25 protein-coding genes are annotated in these 20072 nt (G+C 48.0%); 10 read left to right on the top strand and 15 right to left on the bottom strand.

All coding sequences use genetic code 11. The annotated features are described in order from the left end of the window. Nucleotides 1-29: 29 nt before the first annotated feature. Nucleotides 30-494 (top strand): EVE domain-containing protein, encoded by a 465-nt coding sequence (locus AC0J20_RS05670; protein WP_473020944.1) that lies wholly within the window; start codon nucleotides 30-32, stop codon nucleotides 492-494. Nucleotides 495-507: 13 nt separating this feature from the next. Here AC0J20_RS05670 and AC0J20_RS05665 read toward each other — a convergent pair whose 3' ends face one another. The 5 genes from AC0J20_RS05665 to AC0J20_RS05645 all read right to left on the bottom strand — a co-directional run bounded on the left by AC0J20_RS05665 (nucleotide 508) and on the right by AC0J20_RS05645 (nucleotide 4624). Beyond that, nucleotides 508-1023 carry a hypothetical protein gene (locus tag AC0J20_RS05665; protein WP_229529665.1) on the bottom strand — a complete coding sequence of 172 codons (516 nt, stop codon included), beginning with the start codon at nucleotides 1021-1023 and terminating at the stop codon, nucleotides 508-510. 92 nt (nucleotides 1024-1115) lie between these two features. Then, entirely contained in the window at nucleotides 1116-2864 is a 1749-nt protein-coding gene (locus AC0J20_RS05660; protein ID WP_473020943.1) for a DUF885 domain-containing protein, read from the bottom strand. A 75-nt stretch (nucleotides 2865-2939) separates the two neighbouring features. Then, nucleotides 2940-3263 carry a DUF1820 family protein gene (locus AC0J20_RS05655; protein ID WP_229529667.1) on the bottom strand — a complete coding sequence of 108 codons (324 nt, stop codon included), beginning with the start codon at nucleotides 3261-3263 and terminating at the stop codon, nucleotides 2940-2942. 92 nt (nucleotides 3264-3355) lie between these two features. Next, nucleotides 3356-4045, bottom strand: a complete 690-nt coding sequence (locus tag AC0J20_RS05650) for a TetR/AcrR family transcriptional regulator (protein WP_229529668.1) — start codon at nucleotides 4043-4045, stop codon at nucleotides 3356-3358. 9 nt (nucleotides 4046-4054) lie between these two features. Next, the gene (locus AC0J20_RS05645; RefSeq protein WP_229529669.1) at nucleotides 4055-4624 is read right to left on the bottom strand and encodes a TetR/AcrR family transcriptional regulator; all 570 of its coding nucleotides are present in this window, start codon (nucleotides 4622-4624) and stop codon (nucleotides 4055-4057) included. A gap of 273 nt (nucleotides 4625-4897) precedes the next feature. Here AC0J20_RS05645 and AC0J20_RS05640 point away from each other — a divergent pair, with 273 nt between their 5' ends. Then, on the top strand, nucleotides 4898-6520 hold the full coding sequence (locus AC0J20_RS05640; RefSeq protein ID WP_377307065.1) for a M28 family metallopeptidase: 1623 nt from the start codon (nucleotides 4898-4900) through the stop codon (nucleotides 6518-6520). 76 nt (nucleotides 6521-6596) lie between these two features. Here the strand turns inward: AC0J20_RS05640 and slmA are convergent, their stop codons facing one another. Genes slmA through coaBC form a run of 3 tightly spaced genes read right to left on the bottom strand, consistent with a single transcriptional unit; the run spans nucleotide 6597 to nucleotide 8882 of the window. After that, nucleotides 6597-7187, bottom strand: coding sequence for a nucleoid occlusion factor SlmA (gene slmA / locus AC0J20_RS05635; protein ID WP_229529670.1), 591 nt, complete (start codon nucleotides 7185-7187; stop codon nucleotides 6597-6599). 32 nt (nucleotides 7188-7219) lie between these two features. Beyond that, complete coding sequence (gene dut / locus AC0J20_RS05630) at nucleotides 7220-7675, bottom strand: dUTP diphosphatase (RefSeq protein WP_229529671.1); 456 nt, start codon at nucleotides 7673-7675, stop codon at nucleotides 7220-7222. A 1-nt stretch (nucleotide 7676) separates the two neighbouring features. Then, entirely contained in the window at nucleotides 7677-8882 is a 1206-nt protein-coding gene (gene coaBC, locus AC0J20_RS05625; protein WP_473020942.1) for a bifunctional phosphopantothenoylcysteine decarboxylase/phosphopantothenate--cysteine ligase CoaBC, read from the bottom strand. 143 nt (nucleotides 8883-9025) lie between these two features. Here coaBC and radC point away from each other — a divergent pair, with 143 nt between their 5' ends. The 4 genes from radC to AC0J20_RS05605 all read left to right on the top strand — a co-directional run bounded on the left by radC (nucleotide 9026) and on the right by AC0J20_RS05605 (nucleotide 10879). After that, complete coding sequence (gene radC, locus AC0J20_RS05620; RefSeq protein ID WP_473020941.1) at nucleotides 9026-9700, top strand: RadC family protein; 675 nt, start codon at nucleotides 9026-9028, stop codon at nucleotides 9698-9700. A gap of 173 nt (nucleotides 9701-9873) precedes the next feature. Beyond that, complete coding sequence (gene rpmB / locus AC0J20_RS05615; RefSeq protein ID WP_229529674.1) at nucleotides 9874-10110, top strand: 50S ribosomal protein L28; 237 nt, start codon at nucleotides 9874-9876, stop codon at nucleotides 10108-10110. A gap of 12 nt (nucleotides 10111-10122) precedes the next feature. Then, nucleotides 10123-10278, top strand: coding sequence for a 50S ribosomal protein L33 (rpmG, locus tag AC0J20_RS05610; protein ID WP_229529675.1), 156 nt, complete (start codon nucleotides 10123-10125; stop codon nucleotides 10276-10278). Nucleotides 10279-10405: 127 nt separating this feature from the next. Next, entirely contained in the window at nucleotides 10406-10879 is a 474-nt protein-coding gene (locus AC0J20_RS05605) for a hypothetical protein (RefSeq protein ID WP_473020940.1), read from the top strand. On the opposite strand, the gene AC0J20_RS05600 is transcribed toward AC0J20_RS05605, so the two are convergent. The 4 genes from AC0J20_RS05600 to AC0J20_RS05585 all read right to left on the bottom strand — a co-directional run bounded on the left by AC0J20_RS05600 (nucleotide 10874) and on the right by AC0J20_RS05585 (nucleotide 13992). Beyond that, nucleotides 10874-11200, bottom strand: coding sequence for a hypothetical protein (locus tag AC0J20_RS05600; protein ID WP_229529677.1), 327 nt, complete (start codon nucleotides 11198-11200; stop codon nucleotides 10874-10876). The two genes, AC0J20_RS05605 and AC0J20_RS05600, sit on opposite strands and share 6 nt — an antisense overlap. Continuing rightward, a complete protein-coding gene (gene mutM, locus AC0J20_RS05595; RefSeq protein ID WP_473020939.1) occupies nucleotides 11188-12012 on the bottom strand; it encodes a bifunctional DNA-formamidopyrimidine glycosylase/DNA-(apurinic or apyrimidinic site) lyase in 825 nt (274 codons plus the stop codon). Before mutM ends, AC0J20_RS05600 begins: the two co-directional genes overlap by 13 nt. An 8-nt stretch (nucleotides 12013-12020) precedes the next feature. Continuing rightward, the gene (gene coaD, locus AC0J20_RS05590) at nucleotides 12021-12509 is read right to left on the bottom strand and encodes a pantetheine-phosphate adenylyltransferase (protein ID WP_473020938.1); all 489 of its coding nucleotides are present in this window, start codon (nucleotides 12507-12509) and stop codon (nucleotides 12021-12023) included. An 88-nt stretch (nucleotides 12510-12597) separates the two neighbouring features. After that, on the bottom strand, nucleotides 12598-13992 hold the full coding sequence (locus AC0J20_RS05585; RefSeq protein ID WP_229529680.1) for a capsule assembly Wzi family protein: 1395 nt from the start codon (nucleotides 13990-13992) through the stop codon (nucleotides 12598-12600). Between the two features lie 195 nt (nucleotides 13993-14187). Between AC0J20_RS05585 and AC0J20_RS05580 the strand changes: the two genes are divergently transcribed. The 3 genes from AC0J20_RS05580 to nhaA all read left to right on the top strand — a co-directional run bounded on the left by AC0J20_RS05580 (nucleotide 14188) and on the right by nhaA (nucleotide 16921). Further along, on the top strand, nucleotides 14188-14583 hold the full coding sequence (locus AC0J20_RS05580; protein WP_229529681.1) for an FAD synthase family protein: 396 nt from the start codon (nucleotides 14188-14190) through the stop codon (nucleotides 14581-14583). After that, nucleotides 14583-15614: a CDP-glycerol glycerophosphotransferase family protein gene (locus AC0J20_RS05575; RefSeq protein WP_473020937.1), complete on the top strand. Its 1032-nt coding sequence runs from the start codon at nucleotides 14583-14585 to the stop codon at nucleotides 15612-15614. The genes AC0J20_RS05580 and AC0J20_RS05575 overlap by 1 nt, the downstream gene beginning before the upstream one ends. A 119-nt stretch (nucleotides 15615-15733) precedes the next feature. After that, a complete protein-coding gene (gene nhaA / locus AC0J20_RS05570; RefSeq protein WP_473020936.1) occupies nucleotides 15734-16921 on the top strand; it encodes a Na+/H+ antiporter NhaA in 1188 nt (395 codons plus the stop codon). Here nhaA and AC0J20_RS05565 read toward each other — a convergent pair. Next, nucleotides 16899-17351, bottom strand: coding sequence for a hypothetical protein (locus tag AC0J20_RS05565; RefSeq protein ID WP_229529684.1), 453 nt, complete (start codon nucleotides 17349-17351; stop codon nucleotides 16899-16901). The two genes, nhaA and AC0J20_RS05565, sit on opposite strands and share 23 nt — an antisense overlap. A gap of 110 nt (nucleotides 17352-17461) precedes the next feature. After that, nucleotides 17462-18226 carry a 3-deoxy-D-manno-octulosonic acid kinase gene (locus AC0J20_RS05560; protein WP_473020935.1) on the bottom strand — a complete coding sequence of 255 codons (765 nt, stop codon included), beginning with the start codon at nucleotides 18224-18226 and terminating at the stop codon, nucleotides 17462-17464. Nucleotides 18227-18280: 54 nt separating this feature from the next. Between AC0J20_RS05560 and AC0J20_RS05555 the strand changes: the two genes are divergently transcribed. Next, nucleotides 18281-19366 carry a glycosyltransferase family 9 protein gene (locus AC0J20_RS05555; RefSeq protein WP_473020934.1) on the top strand — a complete coding sequence of 362 codons (1086 nt, stop codon included), beginning with the start codon at nucleotides 18281-18283 and terminating at the stop codon, nucleotides 19364-19366. Here the strand turns inward: AC0J20_RS05555 and AC0J20_RS05550 are convergent. Next, the gene (locus AC0J20_RS05550) at nucleotides 19363-20037 is read right to left on the bottom strand and encodes a DUF2306 domain-containing protein (protein ID WP_229529687.1); all 675 of its coding nucleotides are present in this window, start codon (nucleotides 20035-20037) and stop codon (nucleotides 19363-19365) included. The two genes, AC0J20_RS05555 and AC0J20_RS05550, sit on opposite strands and share 4 nt — an antisense overlap. Nucleotides 20038-20072: the final 35 nt, after the last annotated feature.

Raw genomic sequence — 20072 nt, 5'->3', positions numbered from 1 at the left:
ATTATCATTACTTACGTGAGAGTGTGAATATGCAATATTGGCTGTTTAAAACTGAACCGGATGCTTTCAGCATTGATGATTTAGCGGCGCGTCCCAATCAGACGGAACCCTGGGATGGGGTGCGAAATTATCAGGCCCGCAATTTTTTAAGGGATGACATTAAGCTGGGCGACCAGGTGTTTATGTACCATTCCAGCTGCAAGCACGTGGGAATTGTGGGCATGGCGGAAGTGGTGAAAGAGGGGTATGTGGATGGCACCCAGTTCGACCCGGAAGCCAAATACTATGATCCCAAAGCCAGAACCGATAATCCTCGCTGGTATCGGGTGGATATCAAGTTCAAACAGCAATACGACCAGCTCCTGTCACTGGCTGAGATAAAAGCCATGCCGGAAATTCAGGAGCTGGCTTTAGTTAAAAAAGGCGCGCGCTTGTCAGTAATGCCGGTACCTGAACAGGAAGCGCAGGCATTACTGAAAAAGCTGGAAGGATAACAAGCGAATTTATTCAGCCCGCTTCGGTTTTTTCCGCAGGCTCTGCTTTAGACGTAGGGTTCATAAAGTGGTTGATGATGTTGGTGCAGGCGATCACAAAGCTGCCAACATCATTTTTAACCCAGGGAACCCGCACTTCGGAAGGCATTTCTGAAATAAACTTTCTGATATCGTCCAGGGTTTTTCCGTCGCTGGTAAGGTTGCGTTTCAGGGCTTCTTCAACCGTTGAGCCATGTTCACAACATTGCATGACTACCGACTCAAAACACTTAAAGATGGCTGCTGTTTTTTCATATTGCTCGCCCTTGATCAGTCCGCGTTTTTGCGCAGAATCCAGCTGGCTGCTGAGCATCTTTTGGATTTGCGCTGCCAGAGAGTCTACGGTTACCAGTGCAAATTTGGATTTGTTTTCGGCGGTACGAGCCAGATATCGAAATTCTCTGAGTTCTTTTGCCATGGTTTGATTTTTCACAACAAAATAAATCAGGAACATCACCATAAACATGATTATGGAGACAGCTGCTATCATTTTTATTTACCTTTGACGCTAACATTAGGGTGATACAATTTTCATCGTATCGCCCTGAATTCTAATTAAACTGAACGGAAACTCAACCAGACTTACTGATTTTTGCCAAGTTGCGTTGTTATGAAGCGTTCAATGTTGGTTTCCAGCGTTGTCAGTGGTACAGAGCCATGCTCCAGGACAGCCTTGTGAAATTCACGCACATCAAACTTATCACCCAGTCTGTCTTCTGCTGATCCTCTTAAGCGCTTTATGGTTAGCTCTCCAATTTTGTAAGACAGGGCCTGAGCCGGCCAGGTAATGTAGCGGTCCACTTCGGTACGCACATTGTGCTCTGATAAAGCGGTATTCTCCAACATGTAGTTCACCGCTTGCTGACGGGTCCAGCCTTTGGTGTGAATGCCGGTATCCACTACCAGTCGGGTAGCGCGCCACATCTCATAACTCAAACGACCAAACTCATCATACAGGGTCTCGTAAAAATCCACTTCTTTGCCCAGGTACTCTGAATACAGGCCCCAACCCTCACCAAATGCTGAAATATAGGTGTAGCGTCTGACATTGGGTAAATCCTCCAGCTCCTGTGACAACGCAATTTGCAGGTGATGACCCGGCACGGCTTCGTGCAATGTCAGTGCCGGCAGCGCATACAGTGGGCGCTTATCCAGTGCATAGGTGTTTACCCAGTAATAACCCGGTTCGGTATCATTGGAGGGGGATATGTAGCGCCCGGTGGTATAATTCGGCGCGATATTTTCCGGCACCGGAGCCACACCATAAGGGGTTCTGGGCAAGTAGGAAAACAGCTTAGGCAGTTTGGCATCAATGCGTTTGGACAAATAGGCAGCATAACGCAGAAGTTCATCTTCGGTTTTGGCGTAAAACTGCGGATCTGTTCTCAGGAAGTGAATAAAGTCGGCCAGTTCACCTTCGTATTCCAGGGCTGCAATAACCTGCTGCATTTCATCGCGAATGCGTTTTACTTCACTCAATCCCAGCTGGTGGATTTCATCAGCCGTCAGATTCGTTGTCGTGTAATACGCCGCACGATTTTGATAATAAGCGTCACCATCGGGCCAGCTGATTGCCCCTAAGGTTTGTTTAGCGCCAGGCAGGTATTGTTCATTGAGAAAAACATGCAGCTTTTGATAGGCCACAATCACCTTGTTGGAGATCACCTGTTGCGCTTCTTTTTGCAAGGCCAGCCATTGTGCATTATCCAAAAAGGCTACGGACTCTTTCGCAAAAGGCTTGTAGTAAAGGCTTTCGGTTGGGTTCTCATGAATAAAGTTTTTTACCAACTGAGGTACGATATCCAGCACTTCTCTGGGCTGAGTCATTCCGGATTTAAGGCCCGCTTTTAACCAGTGAGTTTGTTGTTCAAAGTAGCGGGGAAAATCGCTGAGCCGTTGCAGATAAAATTCAAAGTCCGCAGCGCTGTTAAATTTATGGGTATTGGGCAAAAATGCCAAACTACTGTAAAAGCCAGATTCAGAAGTAAAGGGCAAATAATGCCCATTAAAACGATATTCATCGATGTGATTTTGCAGGCGCAATGTCTGAATGGAGTGGGATATCTGGGCTGATACATCCAGTTGCGCCTTATCTATTGCGTTTAACTGTTGCATGAATTGCAAGGCTTGCTGTTGTTGCCTGGCCAGGTTTTCCGGGGAGAGATCCGCCAGCTGACCGGTTTCCTGCTCTACGCCAAATCGGGTGGCCATTACCGGACTATTTTGCAGTTCCCATGTCCAGATAGTCTCTAATAATTTATCCAGTTTATCTTGTTCCGCAGCAAAGCTGCTGCCACCGAGTAGTAGCAGGATTAACAGTAGATGTTTCATTGTTATTATTTGGTTAATTTGCAGATGGCCTAGTGTAAGCCACCTGCCGCGAAATACCAATTCAGCGTGAAGGAATTAGTTTTTTGGGGTGTAAATCGGAGAGGGAAAGGGCGTAACCTTATCGCCCAGGTCAGTGATTTTGGCGGTTCCCTGTTTGTTGACTTCATCAATTTTTAATACGCTGTGCAGCGGAATGTAAGTGCGATTTACATTGGCGTACTCTGATTTTAACTTTTCATGGCTGGGATCCACTACCAGACTGGTGTGATTGTCCCAGACAAAGTCACCGATTTCGATAAAACCAAATAAGCTGCCCTGAGTTAATTCACGAACATAAAGCTCGTAACGTTCATTGTTGGCAATAAACTGAATTCGGTATAATGGTTGTTTTTCGCTCATATTCTCCGCCCGACCTGTGAGGTCGTGCAATCAGTGCTGTAAATTAAGGTTAGCCTGGAAATGGCGCTAATTTTGAACTTTTCAAGAGATCATCACGAAGAAAACAGCTTTTTCCAGATACCACTTTTTTCCGGTTTATTATTGATGATGGTGGCTCGCCACAACTGCTCCAAAGCATGTCGGGCCGAGGTGCTGAAATCGGGTTTCAGAACTTGCAGGCTGGGAGACATCAGGACTTTCGCAATGTTATCGGTAGGGTGAGACAGTTGCCACAAGCCCAGGAGCATTGCATAACTGCGTACGATGAGCGCAGCGGCTTCTTCTTCTTCCAGCGTAGGCAGCATGGCCGAAATGGATCGGGCTGCGGCTTTTGTGGCTTTGGCCTGTTCATTTTTGTGGGCCAGCAGCACTTTGTAATCGACATTCTGTTCGATCACGCTGGTGCTCATACAGGCTAATTGCATGAATACCGGGTTCTCTTCCATGTAGGCACAGCCCGTGTCTAATAACGTCAGCATAATAGATTCATCAAGCTGACCGTATTTGTGAAAGGTTTTCAGCCAGTTGAGGTGATACTCTTCCAGAATTGCGAGAAAAATTTCTTCTTTGCTGCGGAAATACAGATACAGCGTTCCTTTGGCTACCCCCGCATCTTTACCAATTTGCGCGGTAGTGGGTAAGACGCCGGGGTTGTTTTGATACAGATTTATCGCCGATGCCAGTATGGCCTTGCGTCTGACTTCTTTTTCTTTTGCTCCGCGAGCACGCTTAAATTCTGTCATATAAACCTTCTAGGCGGCCAGTGGCCCTAATAACGCCTCTGTGGCTAATTCCAGTTCATCCGTGGCACCCGCCAGGATTCCGGTTACCGCAAAACCCTGCACGTAATTACAAAGTTGTAATGCCGTGGCTTCAATATTGATATCTGCGCGCACCTGTTGGTGCTCGATGGCGCGCTCAAGGCAGCCAATAAAGCCAATTTCAAGCTGGTCGATATAGTGCCGGCCAATACTTTTGACTTGCTTGTCATCAAAACCTAACTCTGTCACTGTATTGACCAACAGGCAACCTTTGCCTTTCACCAGCGCGATATACTGCTTGAAGAAGGCCGTAATAGAAACCAGTCCCTTGTTGTTCTCCAGATGACTGATGGCCTGATGCAGTACCGTTTTTTGATAGTGCTCCAGCACCTGATAAAGGAACTGTTGCTTGGAGCCAAATTCCAGATAAAAGCCGCGTCGGTTAAAGCCGGTGCGCGCTATGATTTCATCCATGACCGCGCCATTAAAGCCATGCTCCAGAAATATCTGGATGGCCTCTGTTAATACTTCGTCGACATTATATTGTGGTCTTCTCGCCATTTGTCGTTTCCTGGAAGGGCCTGTTGACCTTTCTAATATGATTTTTGTTCTATACAAACGCGTTTTAATTGTGCAACAGCGCTACAGGCATAAAAGACCTGTGACAAAATCGGCAGGTCCTAAGAACAGCTGTTCTCTAAGGATAAATTATCAACAATGACTGTCAAGCTGGAAAAAGATAAACTTATGCCATAATGTAGGAACCAGGGAGTTCCTGTATAACAAGGTCTGACAGGCCAGAAAAATAACCGTTTCTTGAAAGAATAAACCTCTATGAAAAAACTAAGATTTACACTCTATCTGTTACTGGGTTCGCTGCTGAGCGCCCCGGGTCATGCGGAAATGTTGCAGGCTGATGAAGATCGCATAAAAGCCCATTTACGCTTTTTATCTCACGATTTGCTGGAAGGCCGCGATACCGGTTCAAAAGGGTTAGAAATTGCCTCCTTATATATTGCCTCGCAATTTGAACAATATGGTTTGCAACCCGCCGGTGATAACGGCTCTTACATGCAGCGGGTGACATTCCGCCAGTCATTTCTGGATCAGGACTCGCCCAGGTTTCTGCTGAACAAAGGTGGCGAAACTACGGAACTAAAGTATCCCAAGGAATTTCTGGTCAGCCCAAGTTCAACCTCTGAAGTGGCTGAGGTTACCGGTGACCTGGTGTTTGTGGGCTACGGCATTATTGCGCCAGAGCTGAATCACAACGACTATGCCGATATTGATGTAAAAGACAAAATTGTGGTGATGCTGTCCGGCAAGCCTCAGTCTTTCCCCAGCGAGGAAGGGGCACACTTTGCATCCGGTTATCAGAAAGGCAAATACGCTGCAGAAAACGGCGCTAAGGGCACCATAGTGATCCCCACGCCGCGCAGTGAAAAGGCCCGACCTTATGAGCGCTCCCTGAGTTACATCCACGTGCCCAGAGTGCGTTGGTTGAAAGACGATGGCACACCCGCCAATACCTTTGCAGAGCTTAAAAATGGGGCTTCACTGAGCCCGGATACAGCCAAAATGTTATTTGCCGATGAGCAGATGACGCTTGACGATATCTATGCTGAGCTGGAAGAAGACAAGTCGCCTAAAGCCTTCGCTATGAAATCCAGTATCGCGCTGAGCAAGAAAAGCGAATTCAAAGAGATCACCAGCCCGAATGTGGTGGCCATCTTACCGGGCAGTGATCCGACATTAGCCGCTGAGTACGTTTCGTTTTCGGCCCATCACGATCACATTGGTATTGCTAAAACGGTTGAAGAAGACAAAATCAACAACGGCGCCCTGGACAACGCCAGTGGTACAGCCGTACTGCTGGAAACCGCCCGTCTGTTGACGCAGGCACCGGCACCCAAGCGTTCTATCCTGTTTGTAGCGGTCACCGGTGAAGAGAAAGGCCTGTTGGGCTCAGACTATTATGCGCAAAACCCCACAGTACCCATCGAATCTATCGTGGCTAATGTCAATCTGGATATGCCGGTACTGACCTATGAATTTGCTGATGTTATTGCTTTTGGTGCGGAGCACAGCAGTCTGAAAGCCTCAGTGACCGCTGCTGCCGAATATCACGATCTGACGTTGGGACCGGATCCTATGCCGGATCAGGCGATTTTTACCCGTTCGGATCACTACAGCTTTGTAAAGCAAGGTGTGCCCTCGGTATTTGTTATCCCTGGCTGGACCGCAGTTGATCCCGAAGTGGACGGCGGCAAGAAATTCGGGGAGTTCTTTGGTAAGTGTTATCACAAGCCCTGCGATGAGTACTCGGACGAGTTTAACTGGAAAGCGGCAGTTAAGTTTGCCGAAGTGAACATCCAGATCGGCCAGACCATTGCAAATCAGGACAATAAACCCACCTGGAATGCCGACAGCTTCTTTGGTAATACCTTTGGTCGTTAATCAAGGTAGAGGGCATTAAGCACATAAAAAGGGCTGCAATTGCAGCCCTTTTTGGTGATTTCAGGATGGTATCCGGTTAGCCAAAAAAGCGTTCCCGCATAAACTTCCACTGCGCACCAAAGCCATCAGTCGGTCTGGCACTAAATTCTGAACGCACAAATTGGTTGATGCGGCCATCTACGTAACAGATGAGAATATTGGCGATCAAGGTTTCATCAGCGGGCAGGGCTTTGCCTTCGCGCAATTTGCGCTCCCTCAGTATTTGTCGCAATTGGGTTTCCAGGCGTTCAAACAATTGCGCGATGCGGGTGCGTAAACGCTCCTGTTCGCCTTGCAAGGCATCGCCATTTAAAATTCGGGTAATCCCGGGATTTTTCTCAGCGAAGCCCAGAATAAGATGCAGGATAAGCTGGCAGCGACTTCCGGTATCTTTTTCTTCATCAACGATTTTATTGATGCGGCTAAACAAGGTTTCTTCAATAAACTCTATTAACCCTTCAAACATCCGCGCTTTGCTGGGAAAGTGACGATACAACGCGGCCTCAGAAACACCGACTTTTTCGGCTAACTTGGCGGTTGTGATGCGTTGCCCATGGTGGGTTTCTAACATGACGGCGAGTGATTGTAATATTTGCGCTTTGCGATTGTTCTTACGAGTAGCTGGCATAGTAATAACCTGGAATAAATCGTGTCCCTGAATTAATGTGTGCCAGACGAGCCAAAGCCCCCCTGACCCCGTTCGCTTTCTGTAAATTCTTCAACAACTTCAAACTGCGCCTGAATCACCGGCAGAATAACCAGTTGCGCAATGCGTTCGCCAGGCTTTATTTCCTGACTTTGCTGACCCCGATTCCAGACCGACACCATAAGCTGTCCCTGGTAATCAGAATCAATCAGACCGACTAAATTGCCCAGCACCAGACCTTTTTTATGGCCCAGTCCGGAACGCGGTAAAATGGTGGCGCACAACCCCGGATCACCGATGTACATAGCCAGTCCGGTGGGAATGAGTTCGGTTTGCCCAGGCGCTAATGTCAGTGGAGCGTCCAGACAGGCTCGCAGGTCCATACCGGCCGATCCTGGTGTCGCGTATTCCGGAAGTGGAAACTCGTTTCCCAGTCTGGGATCTAAAATTTTAAGGTCAATCTTGTGCATGTTATTGTTTTTTCTGGTGATACTGTTGTGTAATTGATGCCATCAATTGCATCGCAATTTGGCTCTTACTGGCTTTATCCAATTGTTTTTCACCGTTGGCCCAGTAGAGGGTCAGGGCGTTTTGCTCGCTGTTAAAGCCGATATCCTGGCGTGAAACATCATTGGCTGCAATTAAATCCAGCTTTTTGCGAGCCAGTTTATCTTTGGCATATTGTGCAACATTTTGAGTTTCTGCGGCGAAGCCTACGGTAAAAGGTGGCCTGGGGAGAGCCGCGACAGATGCCAGTATATCGGGATTCTTAACAAAAGTAAGTGTTAACTCAGTATTGCTCTTTTTGATTTTTTGATCAACTACCTGGCTGGGTCGATAATCGGCGACAGCGGCACAGCCAATAAAGATATCACAGTCCTGGGTTTCGGCCATAACGGCAGCGAGCATCTCTTCTGCGGTGGTTACCTTTTGCAGTGTTACACCTGATGGGGGAGGCAGATTAACCGGTCCGGAAACCAGCACGACAGAGGCGCCCATCTGCTGAGCTGCCGAAGCGACAGCATAACCCATCTTGCCAGAACTGTGGTTGCTCATGTAACGCACCGGATCGATGTGTTCCCGCGTTGGTCCGGCGGTGATAACAACTTTGACCCCTTGCAGCAATCCTTGCGCCGGCAGCTCGTCTAACCGATCCGCAATGTCCTGAGGTTCCGGCATGCGTCCGGGTCCCACATCGCCACAGGCCTGTTCACCCTGATCGGGGGCAATAATAGTGACGCCACGACGGCCGAGTATTGCCAGATTGTCCTGAGTCGCTGTGGCGTGCCACATTTGTTGATTCATGGCTGGGGCAATGTGGACAGGGGCGGTAGTTGCCAGTACCAGAGTGGTTAACAGATCGTCTGCCAGGCCGTGGGCCAGTTTCGCAATGGTATTGGCCGTGGCCGGTGCAATGATCAGCAGGTCGGCCCATTTGGCCAGCTCAATATGACCCATTGCGGCTTCTGCCGCGGGGTCCAGCAAATCGTCGGAAACGCTGTTGCCAGAAACCGCCTGAAGCGATAAAGGGGAGACAAATTCTTTCGCTGACTGGGTTAATACAACCCGTACATTAGCACCTTTAGCCTTCAATTTTCGAACTAAGTCGGGGGTTTTGTAGGCGGCAATACCCCCGGTTACGCCCAATAAGATATTGGTGTTGAGCAAGGATCCCATAGCAGAAATACTATTGTTCTTTTTCGACTAATTATGTAGATTACCATGAAAGCAGAGGAACTGCTTTGATAATAATTATTATTCATCGGTAACCCGTACTATTTTTCATAATAATTAGCACTAACACTACATGGAATGTATCTATGAAAATGTCACAATGGCCAGAGGCCGAAAGACCCCGTGAAAAACTGCTCAATCTGGGCCCTCAATCGCTTTCTGACGCGGAGCTCTTAGCTATTTTTTTGCGCACCGGGATTCCCGGTTTTAATGCAGTGGATTTGGCCAGGCAATTATTAGCCGAGTTTGGTTCATTAAAAAGGTTGATGGCAGCCAGTCACCCGCATTTTTGTCAGGCTAAGGGATTGGGTACCGCTAAATTTGTGCAGTTGCAGGCAGTACTGGAGTTATCACGCCGTTATTTTGAATCTGATCCGGAGCAAAAACCGCAGTTTACTTCGTCTGCTTATACCATGGACTTTATCAGCCGTCGTATGACCCATTACACCCAGGAGGTTTTTGCTATTCTGTTGCTGGATTCACAGCATCAGTTTTTGCATTTTCAGCCGGTATTTTTTGGTACTATTAATGCCGCGCCGGTCTATCCCAGGGAATTGGTGAAACTGGCTATCGCTCACAACGCCGCGGCGGTAATTTTGGCACACAATCACCCGTCCGGTATTTCAGAGCCCAGTAGCGCAGACCGGCAAATTACGCAACGTATCGTTGACGCCATGGCATTGCTGGATATTCGGGTATTAGACCATATTGTGGTGGGCGACGGGCGTCATACCTCGATGGCAGAGCGCGGAATGTTATAACGGTTAAATACAGCCTAAAGTGCTGAAAATAGCCCTTTATACTAACTTTTACTTGAATCTGGCGTTTTTATACTGTATAAAGTGCGCCCTCTTGTATGAGCATCTTCTGACCAGCGGCTGAATGTCGGATATATGAGGTCGGGTAAAGTAAGTAATTTTTGGAGACAACAACAATGTCCAGAGTATGTCAAGTTACTGGCAAACGCCCTGCGGTAGGTAACAACCGTTCTCACGCGAACAACGCAACGCGTCGTCGCTTTTTGCCAAATCTACAATCTCACCGTTTTTGGGTTGAGTCTGAAAACCGTTTCGTTAAACTGCGTGTTTCTACTAAAGGCATGCGTATTATCGATAAAAAAGGCATCGATTCAGTATTAACTGAAATGCGTGCTCGCGGCGAAAAAGTTTAAGGAGTCTGAGTAATGCGCGATAAAATCAAATTAGTATCTACAGCTAACACAGGCTATTACTACACGACAGACAAAAACAAGCGTAACATGCCGGGCAAAATGGAAATCAAAAAGTATGATCCAGTTGTTCGCAAACACGTGCTTTTTAAGGAAGCAAAGATTAAGTAATCTTTTTGGTTTTTGTCTCCCGAAAAACCCGGTTTAAGCCGGGTTTTTTGCGTTATCCTGCTGAAAAACTTCTCTTTTTCTGTGCAGGCGCTACACTGCCTGTAAATGCAAACGAATAACCTCCGCTATGCTTAGACTCAGTCAACGGGCCTGGAACAATGTAGTGATCCTGGCGATGTTGTTTATGGTGTACCTGTTTACACTCAGCAACGACATGATCAATGAAGGCGAGCAGCCCTCAAACGAGGTCATTCCGGTGTTTCCAGCCTACAGCGTAATAATGAGTCTCGATTTCGGGTTTGTCCGACTGGAGCGTATTGGACAGGACTGGCGCGTTAAGGGGGCAGAGGATATTGCTATCAATAGCCTTGTACCACTATCAGAGCAATGGTCGATGCTGGAAGTGCAGCAAACCAATGTTGCACCTGAGCAAGCGCCTTACATCGTATCTGTGTTATTAGCAGGTGAAGACAAAAAGCGTGTATTTCAGCTTTACTCCGTGGCTAACGGTACCTTGCTGCAGTCTGACGGACGGTTTTATCTGGCGCAAGACGTGGCAACAGACAAGCTTTTTCCGGTTGACCGTATTCCAGCCTTATAACTCTATTCCCCAGTTTTTAAGCCATTGTCTTAGCGTTAACAAAAACACGCTTAACAGTCCTATTAATAAGGCTATTTTAAACAGGCGGTTAGCGCTATGGTCACGGCACAACCAAATTGCCAGCAAAGCGTAAAACAGCAGTTCTGTAATCAGTTTTATGCTTACCAGTAGCGCAATGGGGTATTGTGGGTAGCGGATGACGTATTCAAAGGCCAGATGCCAGACACCTTGCCACATAAGCCAGATGGCCAGGGCATGCGACAGGCGTTTGTGTAGTTGGCCCGCCTGATAGCGAGCCTCTGACGGTTTCACTTCTGGCAAGCCGGGCAATACACCGAGCTGCGATTAGACAAGCGAACTTCTTTTAACGTCGTTTCACACTGCGGGCAAGGTTCGCCTTTGCGACCATAAACTAACAACTGCTGGGCAAAATACCCGGGTTTACCATCTCCGCCAACAAAGTCTCTTAACGTCGTTCCACCCTGAGTAATGGAGCGTTGTAATATATGCTTTGCCGCATCGACAAAAAGGCTGTATTTACTTTTTGAGACTTTTCCTGCGGGTTTGTTAGGGTGAATACCGGCGGTGAATAAGGCTTCTGTGGCATAGATATTACCGATGCCTGTGACCACTTTTTGATCCATCACAAACTGTTTAACCGCCACGGATTTGGCACGGGACTTGTGCCACAGATAATCGCCGTTAAAGGCCTCTGACAGGGGCTCTGGCCCCAGGTGACTCAGTAGTTTGTGTTCTGCTGGTGGCGTATCCAGCCACAGTATGCAACCAAAGCGGCGCGGATCTGAGTAGCGCAGTATCTGCCCATCTGCAAAAGCGATATCCAGATGATCGTGTTTGAGTATGGCGTCAGATTGACTGGTGATCCGCAAGCTGCCAGACATCCCCAGATGTATCAGCAACGCCTGTTGCGGATTATTATCCAAAAACAACAACAAATACTTTGCCCGCCGTTCGATGGCCGTGACGGTTTTGCTCTGTAAGCATATCCGGATATTATCCGGAACAGGCCAGCGCAGCGACGCCTGACGCACAATAACATCAGTTATCTTGCTGTTCAGAATGTGAGGCGATATGCCGCGTTTTGTCGTTTCGACTTCCGGAAGCTCTGGCATAAACTGGCTTATTCTTCGCTGTGGAACTTCTGATACAGGGCGTCCTGTACGATGGGATGGCAAAATTCATCAACCTTGCCGCGATGCAGAGCCACTTCTTTCACCAGGGTGGATGAGATAAAAGAGTTTTCTTCAGCCGGGGTCAAAAACACGCTTTCCAGATTGCGATTTAAGCGACGATTCATATTGGCCAACTGAAATTCGTATTCAAAGTCGGAAACTGCCCGTAGCCCCCGGATAAGTACGTTGGCATTTTGTTCTTTGGCAAAGTCCGCCAGCAGTCCCTGGAAGCCCACAACGTTGACGTTGCCCAGGTGTGCGGTGACTTTTTGCGCTAACTCTACCCGCTCAGTTAAGCTGAATAAGGGCTTTTTGCTGGGATTTGACGCAATGGCTACCGTGACTCGGGAAAAGAGTTTGGCAGCGCGCTCGATGAGGTCGGCATGACCATTGGTGATGGGGTCAAAAGTGCCGGGATAAAGTGCAGCTGTTTTCATAGGGTCTCTACCGTTATCCTTAAATGTCTAGCTTAGCCTGATTGCTGACAGATGTGAAAGATTTCAAATTTAGCCATCAGCGAAAAATTTACCAGCGGTAAAAGGCGCTCAGGCGGTTGTAGTTTTCACCAAAGGCATCGCGGCCAACAGTACCATCCAGACCCCAGAAACCATATTGCGTGGCAAAGCTGTAACGGGCATTCATCTGGAAGGTGTCAGACAATCCTGCGGTGTTTTCGATACTTTGGTGGGTCAGTTTGATGGCTAACTGTTGATCATCAAACAGTTCCCAGTCCATCATGACATGATGAGTAAGTGCCTCTGGACTGATGCTGGTGCCAAATTCATCGGCACTCCAGTGGCCTAACAGCACGTTTTTGTTGCTATAACCCTGTTCGTAGAAAGCCGACTGATACCAGCCCGAATCCCGGTCGGTAATTTCGTAGCGCAACGACATGGTTTCAAACAATACCGGCATAAATACCCCCAGGGAAATGGCGTTGCCTGTATCATCGGCCCCACTGAGGGCATCCCGCTGATACTGGGCAAGTTCGGCGTAAACCGACAGAGGCATTTCTAAGCCGATATTCCATTTCGCACTCAGTGCCGTTTGCCCGTAGCCCTGTTCGTTGTTGTCTTGTGCGTTATCTTCTAATGACGAGGGGGTAAACAGTCCCTTAAGACCGATGCCAAAGCCACCGTCCCGGTTGCCTCCGCCAAAGTAATAGGTGCGTGTCAGTCCGATGGACAGCCGTTCCACAGGGCTGAAACTGAAATGCATGCCGGTCAGCTCAGGTTTACCGGCGGTTATCAATCCCTGACTATTAACGTTAGTTCGCTCATCAAATTTGGCATAAAAAAGTTCGTAGCGAATATTAAAATCTGTTATCCCGCTAGAATTACTGAGGGTGACTGATGGCGGATTTTCTGCATGTGTGCTTAACAACATTGCAGAATCCTGCATGGGCGACAGCCAATGATCGCGAAAACCCATGTCCAGTTGCAGGTATTCATTGCCCAGACTCAGATGGGTATTAGTGGCCGCCTTGCCGCTTTCATCGTTATAGCTCGCTCCGGCCGCTAAATAAATATAGGGATTGAAAAAGATGTGCCCGGCAGCTGAGACTTCCACATTGGTATTGTGTTGCACGCCCCGGTTGTTTTCCTGATGTCGGGTGTTTTCATCGCTCACCGACAAAGCCAGCGCTCTGTGGGTATTGGCCATGGTTTCGGTATAACGTTCCAGATAAGCCGTCAGACGACTGTGTAAAACCGGGTGATAGTCCCGAATGGTTTCTAATCGGCTCAGTAATTCAGTGGCTTTATAAGGTCTGGTGAGTGGTGTATCACCGGTCATTGCCATCAGCTTTTCAATTTGTAGCTCCACTTCCGGTGCCAGATTGATTGGCAGGTACGGTGATACGCCTTTGGCCAATACCTGGCCGTTCAAACTCAATAAAATCAGGAAAGTTAACCGCTTCACGTTTCATCCTCTGGGTGCAATGCGCCGCCAATTCTAACAGGAAGTACTCAGGGTTAAAGTGCTATCATCATTTGGGCGACATTTCTGACTTTTCTCCACCCCGGTGAATTGCTATTCTTACCGGTTCCGGCAAGGCTGAACCTTGTGTTTTTCGGCGGGGACTTTCCCTTCGATTTATTAACTGGCGAGTAACGAGTGCGTAGAATAATCACCTTTGGAACCTATGACGTTTTTCATGTTGGTCACGTTAAATTATTAAAACGGGCCAGATTACAGGGGGATTATTTAATTGTCGGGGTGTCCTCCGATGAACTCAACTTCAGTAAAAAAGGTCGTAATCCGGTGTATTCACTGGACAATCGCATGGAAATCATTGGGTCCTTAAAGTTTGTCGACGAAGTCTTTGTGGAGCACTCCCTGGAGGCAAAGCGCCAGTACATCCTGGAGACCAAAGCGGATGTACTAGTGATGGGGGATGACTGGGTAGGCCGGTTTGATGAGTTTAAAGATATTTGTGAGGTGGTGTATCTGCCGCGTACGCCATCGGTTTCCACCACTGAGATCATCGAAGTGATTAAGGAGATTGAGTAATGCGGCGATTTCTCATGTATATCTCCGAAAACTATGCATTTGAAATTTTACGACCACTACAGGCAGAGATAAAAAAACGTGGATTTCAGGTGGCCTGGTTTGTAGAGGGGGATCATGTCAATCTGAGCTATTTTGCTGAAGATGAAACCCTGCTACCCGATGTGCCGGCGGTCAAAGCGTTTAATCCCGATGCGGTGTATATTCCCGGAAATCTGGTGCCAGACTTTATCCCCGGTCTGAAAGTGCAGTTGTTTCACGGCTTTGAGTGGAAGAAAAAGGGCCATTTTCGCATTCGCGGCATGTTTGATCTCTATTGCACTCAGGGACCATTGTTTACCAAAAAATTTAATGAACTAGCGCAACCACATCGCCATTTTGATGTAATAGAAACCGGCTGGCCCAAGATAGATAGCTTGTTTAACGCTAAACCTTATCACTGGCCTGAGCGAGACCAAAGACCGGTAATTTTGTTCGCACCTACTTTTTCCCCAGCCTTAACCAGCGCTCCGGCATTGTTTGAGCAAATTAAAGCATTGTCGGAAACCGGACAGTGGCAATGGTTGGTAAAGTTTCATCCCAAAATGGATGCACACTGGCAACAACAATATCGGGACATTGAAAACGCCAATTTAAACGTGGTGGAAACACAGGAAATTGCCGGTCTGCTGCAATGTGCTGATGTTATGGTATCCGATACGTCATCTATTATTACCGAGTTTGCTCTGCTCAATAAGCCGGTGGTTACTTTTGCCAATTCTCAGCCAGATCCACATTTACTGGATTTTAGTGAGCCGTCACAATTGCGGAAAATGCTCCAACAGGCGCTTGAGACAAAAAGCGCGTTGGCCGAAAAAATTAGCAATGCGGTAGCGCAATTACACCCCTATGCGGATGGCAAATCTTCGCAGCGGGTGCTGGATGCAACCTTGCAGTGCATCGAGCAAGGCCGTGATCACCTTAAAGCGAAACCTTACAACCTGATCCGCTCTTTGAAACTGCGTAAGAAACTGCGCTATTGGTGGGGTTTTTGACGTCCTGTTAATCGCTACCTGGCTGCAATGTCATTCAGCTTTAATGACCTGGCAGCTATAGTCATAGTGTAAAATAATATTGAGCATCCCTGAAAACACCTGCAGCCGGAGACCAGACAATGCAAAAATCCGTTATTGAAGAATTTTTAGATAAAGAATCCTCCGCCGGGATCATTCTGATGTTTGCTGCTGTGTTGGCTATGATAGCCGCCAATACGCCGCTGTCCGCCTGGTATGATTTATTGATTGATACGCCGGTGGCGGTGCAGGTCGGAAAACTGGAAATAGCCAAACCACTGTTGCTGTGGATCAACGATGGCTTAATGGCGGTGTTTTTCCTGTTGGTGGGGCTGGAGCTCAAGCGCGAAGTACTGGAGGGAGAGTTATCTGATCCGGCCAATATTGTGTTTCCCGCTATCGGGGCCGTAGGGGGTATGTTGGTACCGGCGGCTATTTATTATTTTTTCAATCAGCATGATCCCGTCACACTGAAAGGCTGGGCCATTCCCGCCGCTACAGACATTGCGTTTGCGCTGGGTATTTTGTCGTTGTTGGGTTCGCGGGTGCCGGTGAGTTTAAAAATCTTTCTGACTTCGCTGGCCATTTTTGATGATCTGGGTGCCATCATTATCATCGCGCTGTTTTATACCAGTAAAATATCGGTATCGGCACTGATTGTTGCCGCCATCTGTACGGCCATTCTGGGCTTTATGAATTATCGTGGCATTTCTGACCGAAGTCGTTATGTGTTTGTGGGGGTTGTGATGTGGGTGGCTATGTTGAAGTCCGGCGTGCACGCGACCTTAGCCGGGGTCATTATTGCGATGTTTATTCCCATCAAACATCAACAGCCGGATCAGCCCTCGCCACTGAAGGAAATGGAGCACGATCTGCACGGTGTTGTGGCCTTTTTTATCCTGCCTATTTTTGCCTTTGCCAATGCCGGTATCAGTCTGGAAGGTGTGACTTTTGAGCAGATATTACATCCGGTACCACTGGGCATTGCCGCCGGACTTTTTGTCGGGAAACAGGTGGGTATATTTGGTTTGTGCTGGTTGGGGATTAAATTAGGGCTGGCAAAATTGCCCAAAGGCATGTCCTTTCTGAGTCTCTATGGTATTTCACTGTTGTGCGGGGTGGGTTTTACCATGAGCTTATTTATCGGTTCTCTGGCGTTTGAAGAAACCGGTGCTATCCCGTTATTTGACGAGCGACTCGGTATTATTCTGGGCTCCTTAATGTCCGGGGTTGTGGGCTTTATCGTGTTAAATTTCAGTCTTAAGCCTAAGGCGCAGAAGGTGGCGTAGCTGAAGAGTCGCTCTGGAATTGCTCATCGCCTTCCAGCTTATATTTGCAGATGTATTCAGGTGTCTTCAGCAATGAATGAGCGTAAATAAAGCCGTATATCCCGGTCATCAGGATACTGGGTGCCACTGTCGCTGCCACATCCGGGGTGTTGTTTATCAGGTTGAGTACAACCACCATCACGGATTGCAAAGCCAGTGGTGGCAGTACGGCAATTTGGGGGCGCTTATGACATTTCATTTTACTCAATGTCCAGTTGAGTAATGCCGTGAAGGTAACCGTCATCAGGGCGCTGTAGCTACCCTGTAAAAGTGCACTGCGCAGCACCAGCGCGCTATCGTCACTGGCCATGCTGTTCACCCACCATGACCACAAGCTGTAAAATATGAAGGCCACCAGGGCGGACAGGATTGCGCGCGTTTTTGCAGACATTGTCAATTCTCTTTTCTGACGGGAGCCGATGATACCCTGCCGGTCAATGCAGAGGATTACCTGTTGCTACTTATAGCTATTAGACCTGAAAACTCGCATTTTCATTCCGCTTAGCGACTTTTTGCTTCATAGCCTTGAATAAAACAGTCCCAGTCTTTCTCGTTCCAAAAGAAGCGCTCATTCTGAGCTTGTTCTTTTTCCAATGAACGGTGCAGGCGTTGCAGGTTTTTTGCTTTCCAATTGTCACCCGTTAATCTGGCGCATTTGTCGAAGTCTATCAGCCAGCCCTGATTTTGTTTATCCAGCATGATATTGCGAATATTGAGATCGTGATGATAGATTTGTTGTTCGTGAAAGCTGCTGATTAAACCACCCAAATGAACCCAAAGTTCATCGGACAGGGCTTGTTGTGTCAACTTCTGATGCAAATCAACTGCGTCGGGAATGCGTTTGATCAGGATGTAATTGCGGTAAATGAGCCCGCTTCGATCAATGCCGGCCATCACAGGTTCGGGCACAGGCAGCCCCAGTTTGTGCATCTCCAACAGCAGAAAAAACTCCCGCCAGGCACGGGTTTTCTGGTAACCATTGAACACAAACTGATTGGATAACAGCTTGCCAGGTAGTCCGCCGCGTAAGTATTGACGCAGGATCATGTGCTGCTCATCGTGCCGGACAAAAAGTGTTGTACCCCTGCCTGCCGCGGAGCCGGTTACGGCATTGTTTTTGTACCAAAACTCGGCTTTGAATACCTGTCTGGAGGCATTGAGGTGACAATGCTGGTGGCGCAGTATACGGCATCCCGATTGCTGAAATAATTGCACATCAGGGTGTTGTTGTTGCAATAAGTGCGGCAACGGGATTTGTTTTGGCATTTGACTTCGCTTGCGACAGGTAAACAAGTAAGGAACAATAGTGCCAGATTATAAATGACAGTGACAGATCCGACGTTCGGATTGGAATTTTTTGTGCAAGAAAACGGTAAGCTTTGTATTTTAAGGTTGTCTGCTATTGGTGATGTATGCCATGCCGTAGCGATGGTTGAACGCATTCAGCGCATGCGCCCCGATATAGAAATCACCTGGATTATCGGCAAAGTGGAATATCAGCTTGTGCAGGATATGCCAGGCATTCGGTTTGTGGTGTTCGACAAGCGTCAGGGGTGGTCAGCCTATCAGCAATTGCGTCGCGACCTGAAAGGGGCGCGCTTTGACGTCTTGCTCTTGATGCAGGTGGCCTTGCGCGCAAACCTGGCCAGTCTGATGATCAGAGCAAAAAAGAAAATCGGGTTCGATACTGAACGGGCCAAAGAGTTACACCATTTCTTTATCACTCATCGCATCGCCAGCCAAAAGCACCCTCATGTGTTAGATGGCTTTATGGCCTTTGCCGATGCTGCTGGTATTGCAGACGGAGGAATACCCCGTTGGCATATTCCCATTCCTGACGAGGCTGGCAGGTCTGCGCAAGCCTTGTTAAATGGTATTCAACGCTACGCAGTAATCTGTCCGTCCGCCAGCAAAGCCGAGCGGAACTGGACGGTAGCCGGTTACCAGGAAATTGCCTGTCACCTTAAAAGTCGGGGCTATGCCGTGATCCTCTGTGGTGGACCTGCCGGGAGTGAAAAGGCGTTAGCGGAAGCGATTGAGGTATGTGGCGATATCCAGCTCAACCTTACCGGGAAAACCAGCCTGAAACAGTTATTGGCAATACTCAAAGGTGCTGAGCTGGTCATTGCGCCGGATACCGGGCCTGCGCACATGGCAACCACAGTGTCTACGCCAGTGGTTGGCTTATATGCTCATAGCAATCCGGTACGCACCGGACCCTACAATGACATTGAACATGTGGTTTCTGTTTATGAAACGGTAATCCAACAGCAAAAAGGTAAGTCCTGGCGCGAATTGCGCTGGGGAGCACGGGCAAAAGGCCAGGATTTAATGGCTCTGATTAAGCCGGAGCAGGTGATTGCTCAAATTGACCGGGTACCTGGAACGCCTGATAACCGCCTTTAAATGGTTTGATCTGCCAGTTTTGCTAAAGGTTTGGCCTCCTTCACATTTCTGATAATAAACAGCTCAGCGATAAGCAAATTTAGCGCAAAGCCGACCCAGATACCGATACCAATGACCAGCTGATCTATTTGCCCAAGCACCAGAAAGGCCGGAATAAAGAACAGGCGTTGTGTGGCAGGGCCAAGTGCTACTGCTGTGGTACGGATCATCCAGGCGCGGTGTTCAGCGATTTTGCCTTGCCTGATTTTCACAATACCAAAGACAACACAGATACAGCTGGCAAGAGCGAAAGTCATGACACCAAAATACTTAAGATAACCACCAAAGGCTGGATACACCTGGTTCATAATCAGCGCCGTTGTCCCGGCGGTCAGGGCACTGAACACTAACAAAATGCCTGCGGACTTGTGAAACCATGGCGCTTTTGCACGAATATTGGCGGAAAATTGTAAGGGACTAAGTAAGTTAAACGCCACACCGGCAATTATGTGTAGAATGATGGGCAAGGGTATCTGGTAGTAGTGGGGAACTTCCGGATCATGAGACGCGTCGCCGCTGATCAGTCCGGTGTTTAAGGCTTCCAGTTGTAATGTACCTGACAGGATGCTGATGAGTCCCAACAGGTACAAACCCAGAATACTCCAGTTCAGATGTTGTTTAATTGTGGTCATAATGGCTTCCTGTGTCAGCATAAAAAAGTATGGCA

The organism is Planctobacterium sp. R6, from assembly GCF_055755215.1.
The sequence above is the reverse complement of the archived record's forward strand: the minus strand, read 5'-3'. Positions and strand labels throughout refer to the sequence as shown.

What these genes read in the sequence shown, in the direction of transcription:
- AC0J20_RS05670 (WP_473020944.1), top strand. Translation starts at nt 30, where the DNA reads ATGCAATATTGGCTGTTTAAAACTGAACCGGATGCTTTCAGCATTGAT.
- AC0J20_RS05665 (WP_229529665.1), bottom strand. Translation starts at nt 1,023, where the DNA reads ATGATAGCAGCTGTCTCCATAATCATGTTTATGGTGATGTTCCTGATT.
- AC0J20_RS05660 (WP_473020943.1), bottom strand. Translation starts at nt 2,864, where the DNA reads ATGAAACATCTACTGTTAATCCTGCTACTACTCGGTGGCAGCAGCTTT.
- AC0J20_RS05655 (WP_229529667.1), bottom strand. Translation starts at nt 3,263, where the DNA reads ATGAGCGAAAAACAACCATTATACCGAATTCAGTTTATTGCCAACAAT.
- AC0J20_RS05650 (WP_229529668.1), bottom strand. Translation starts at nt 4,045, where the DNA reads ATGACAGAATTTAAGCGTGCTCGCGGAGCAAAAGAAAAAGAAGTCAGA.
- AC0J20_RS05645 (WP_229529669.1), bottom strand. Translation starts at nt 4,624, where the DNA reads ATGGCGAGAAGACCACAATATAATGTCGACGAAGTATTAACAGAGGCC.
- AC0J20_RS05640 (WP_377307065.1), top strand. Translation starts at nt 4,898, where the DNA reads ATGAAAAAACTAAGATTTACACTCTATCTGTTACTGGGTTCGCTGCTG.
- slmA (WP_229529670.1), bottom strand. Translation starts at nt 7,187, where the DNA reads ATGCCAGCTACTCGTAAGAACAATCGCAAAGCGCAAATATTACAATCA.
- dut (WP_229529671.1), bottom strand. Translation starts at nt 7,675, where the DNA reads ATGCACAAGATTGACCTTAAAATTTTAGATCCCAGACTGGGAAACGAG.
- coaBC (WP_473020942.1), bottom strand. Translation starts at nt 8,882, where the DNA reads ATGGGATCCTTGCTCAACACCAATATCTTATTGGGCGTAACCGGGGGT.
- radC (WP_473020941.1), top strand. Translation starts at nt 9,026, where the DNA reads ATGAAAATGTCACAATGGCCAGAGGCCGAAAGACCCCGTGAAAAACTG.
- rpmB (WP_229529674.1), top strand. Translation starts at nt 9,874, where the DNA reads ATGTCCAGAGTATGTCAAGTTACTGGCAAACGCCCTGCGGTAGGTAAC.
- rpmG (WP_229529675.1), top strand. Translation starts at nt 10,123, where the DNA reads ATGCGCGATAAAATCAAATTAGTATCTACAGCTAACACAGGCTATTAC.
- AC0J20_RS05605 (WP_473020940.1), top strand. Translation starts at nt 10,406, where the DNA reads ATGCTTAGACTCAGTCAACGGGCCTGGAACAATGTAGTGATCCTGGCG.
- mutM (WP_473020939.1), bottom strand. Translation starts at nt 12,012, where the DNA reads ATGCCAGAGCTTCCGGAAGTCGAAACGACAAAACGCGGCATATCGCCT.
- coaD (WP_473020938.1), bottom strand. Translation starts at nt 12,509, where the DNA reads ATGAAAACAGCTGCACTTTATCCCGGCACTTTTGACCCCATCACCAAT.
- AC0J20_RS05575 (WP_473020937.1), top strand. Translation starts at nt 14,583, where the DNA reads ATGCGGCGATTTCTCATGTATATCTCCGAAAACTATGCATTTGAAATT.
- nhaA (WP_473020936.1), top strand. Translation starts at nt 15,734, where the DNA reads ATGCAAAAATCCGTTATTGAAGAATTTTTAGATAAAGAATCCTCCGCC.
- AC0J20_RS05565 (WP_229529684.1), bottom strand. Translation starts at nt 17,351, where the DNA reads ATGTCTGCAAAAACGCGCGCAATCCTGTCCGCCCTGGTGGCCTTCATA.
- AC0J20_RS05560 (WP_473020935.1), bottom strand. Translation starts at nt 18,226, where the DNA reads ATGCCAAAACAAATCCCGTTGCCGCACTTATTGCAACAACAACACCCT.
- AC0J20_RS05555 (WP_473020934.1), top strand. Translation starts at nt 18,281, where the DNA reads ATGACAGTGACAGATCCGACGTTCGGATTGGAATTTTTTGTGCAAGAA.
- AC0J20_RS05550 (WP_229529687.1), bottom strand. Translation starts at nt 20,037, where the DNA reads ATGACCACAATTAAACAACATCTGAACTGGAGTATTCTGGGTTTGTAC.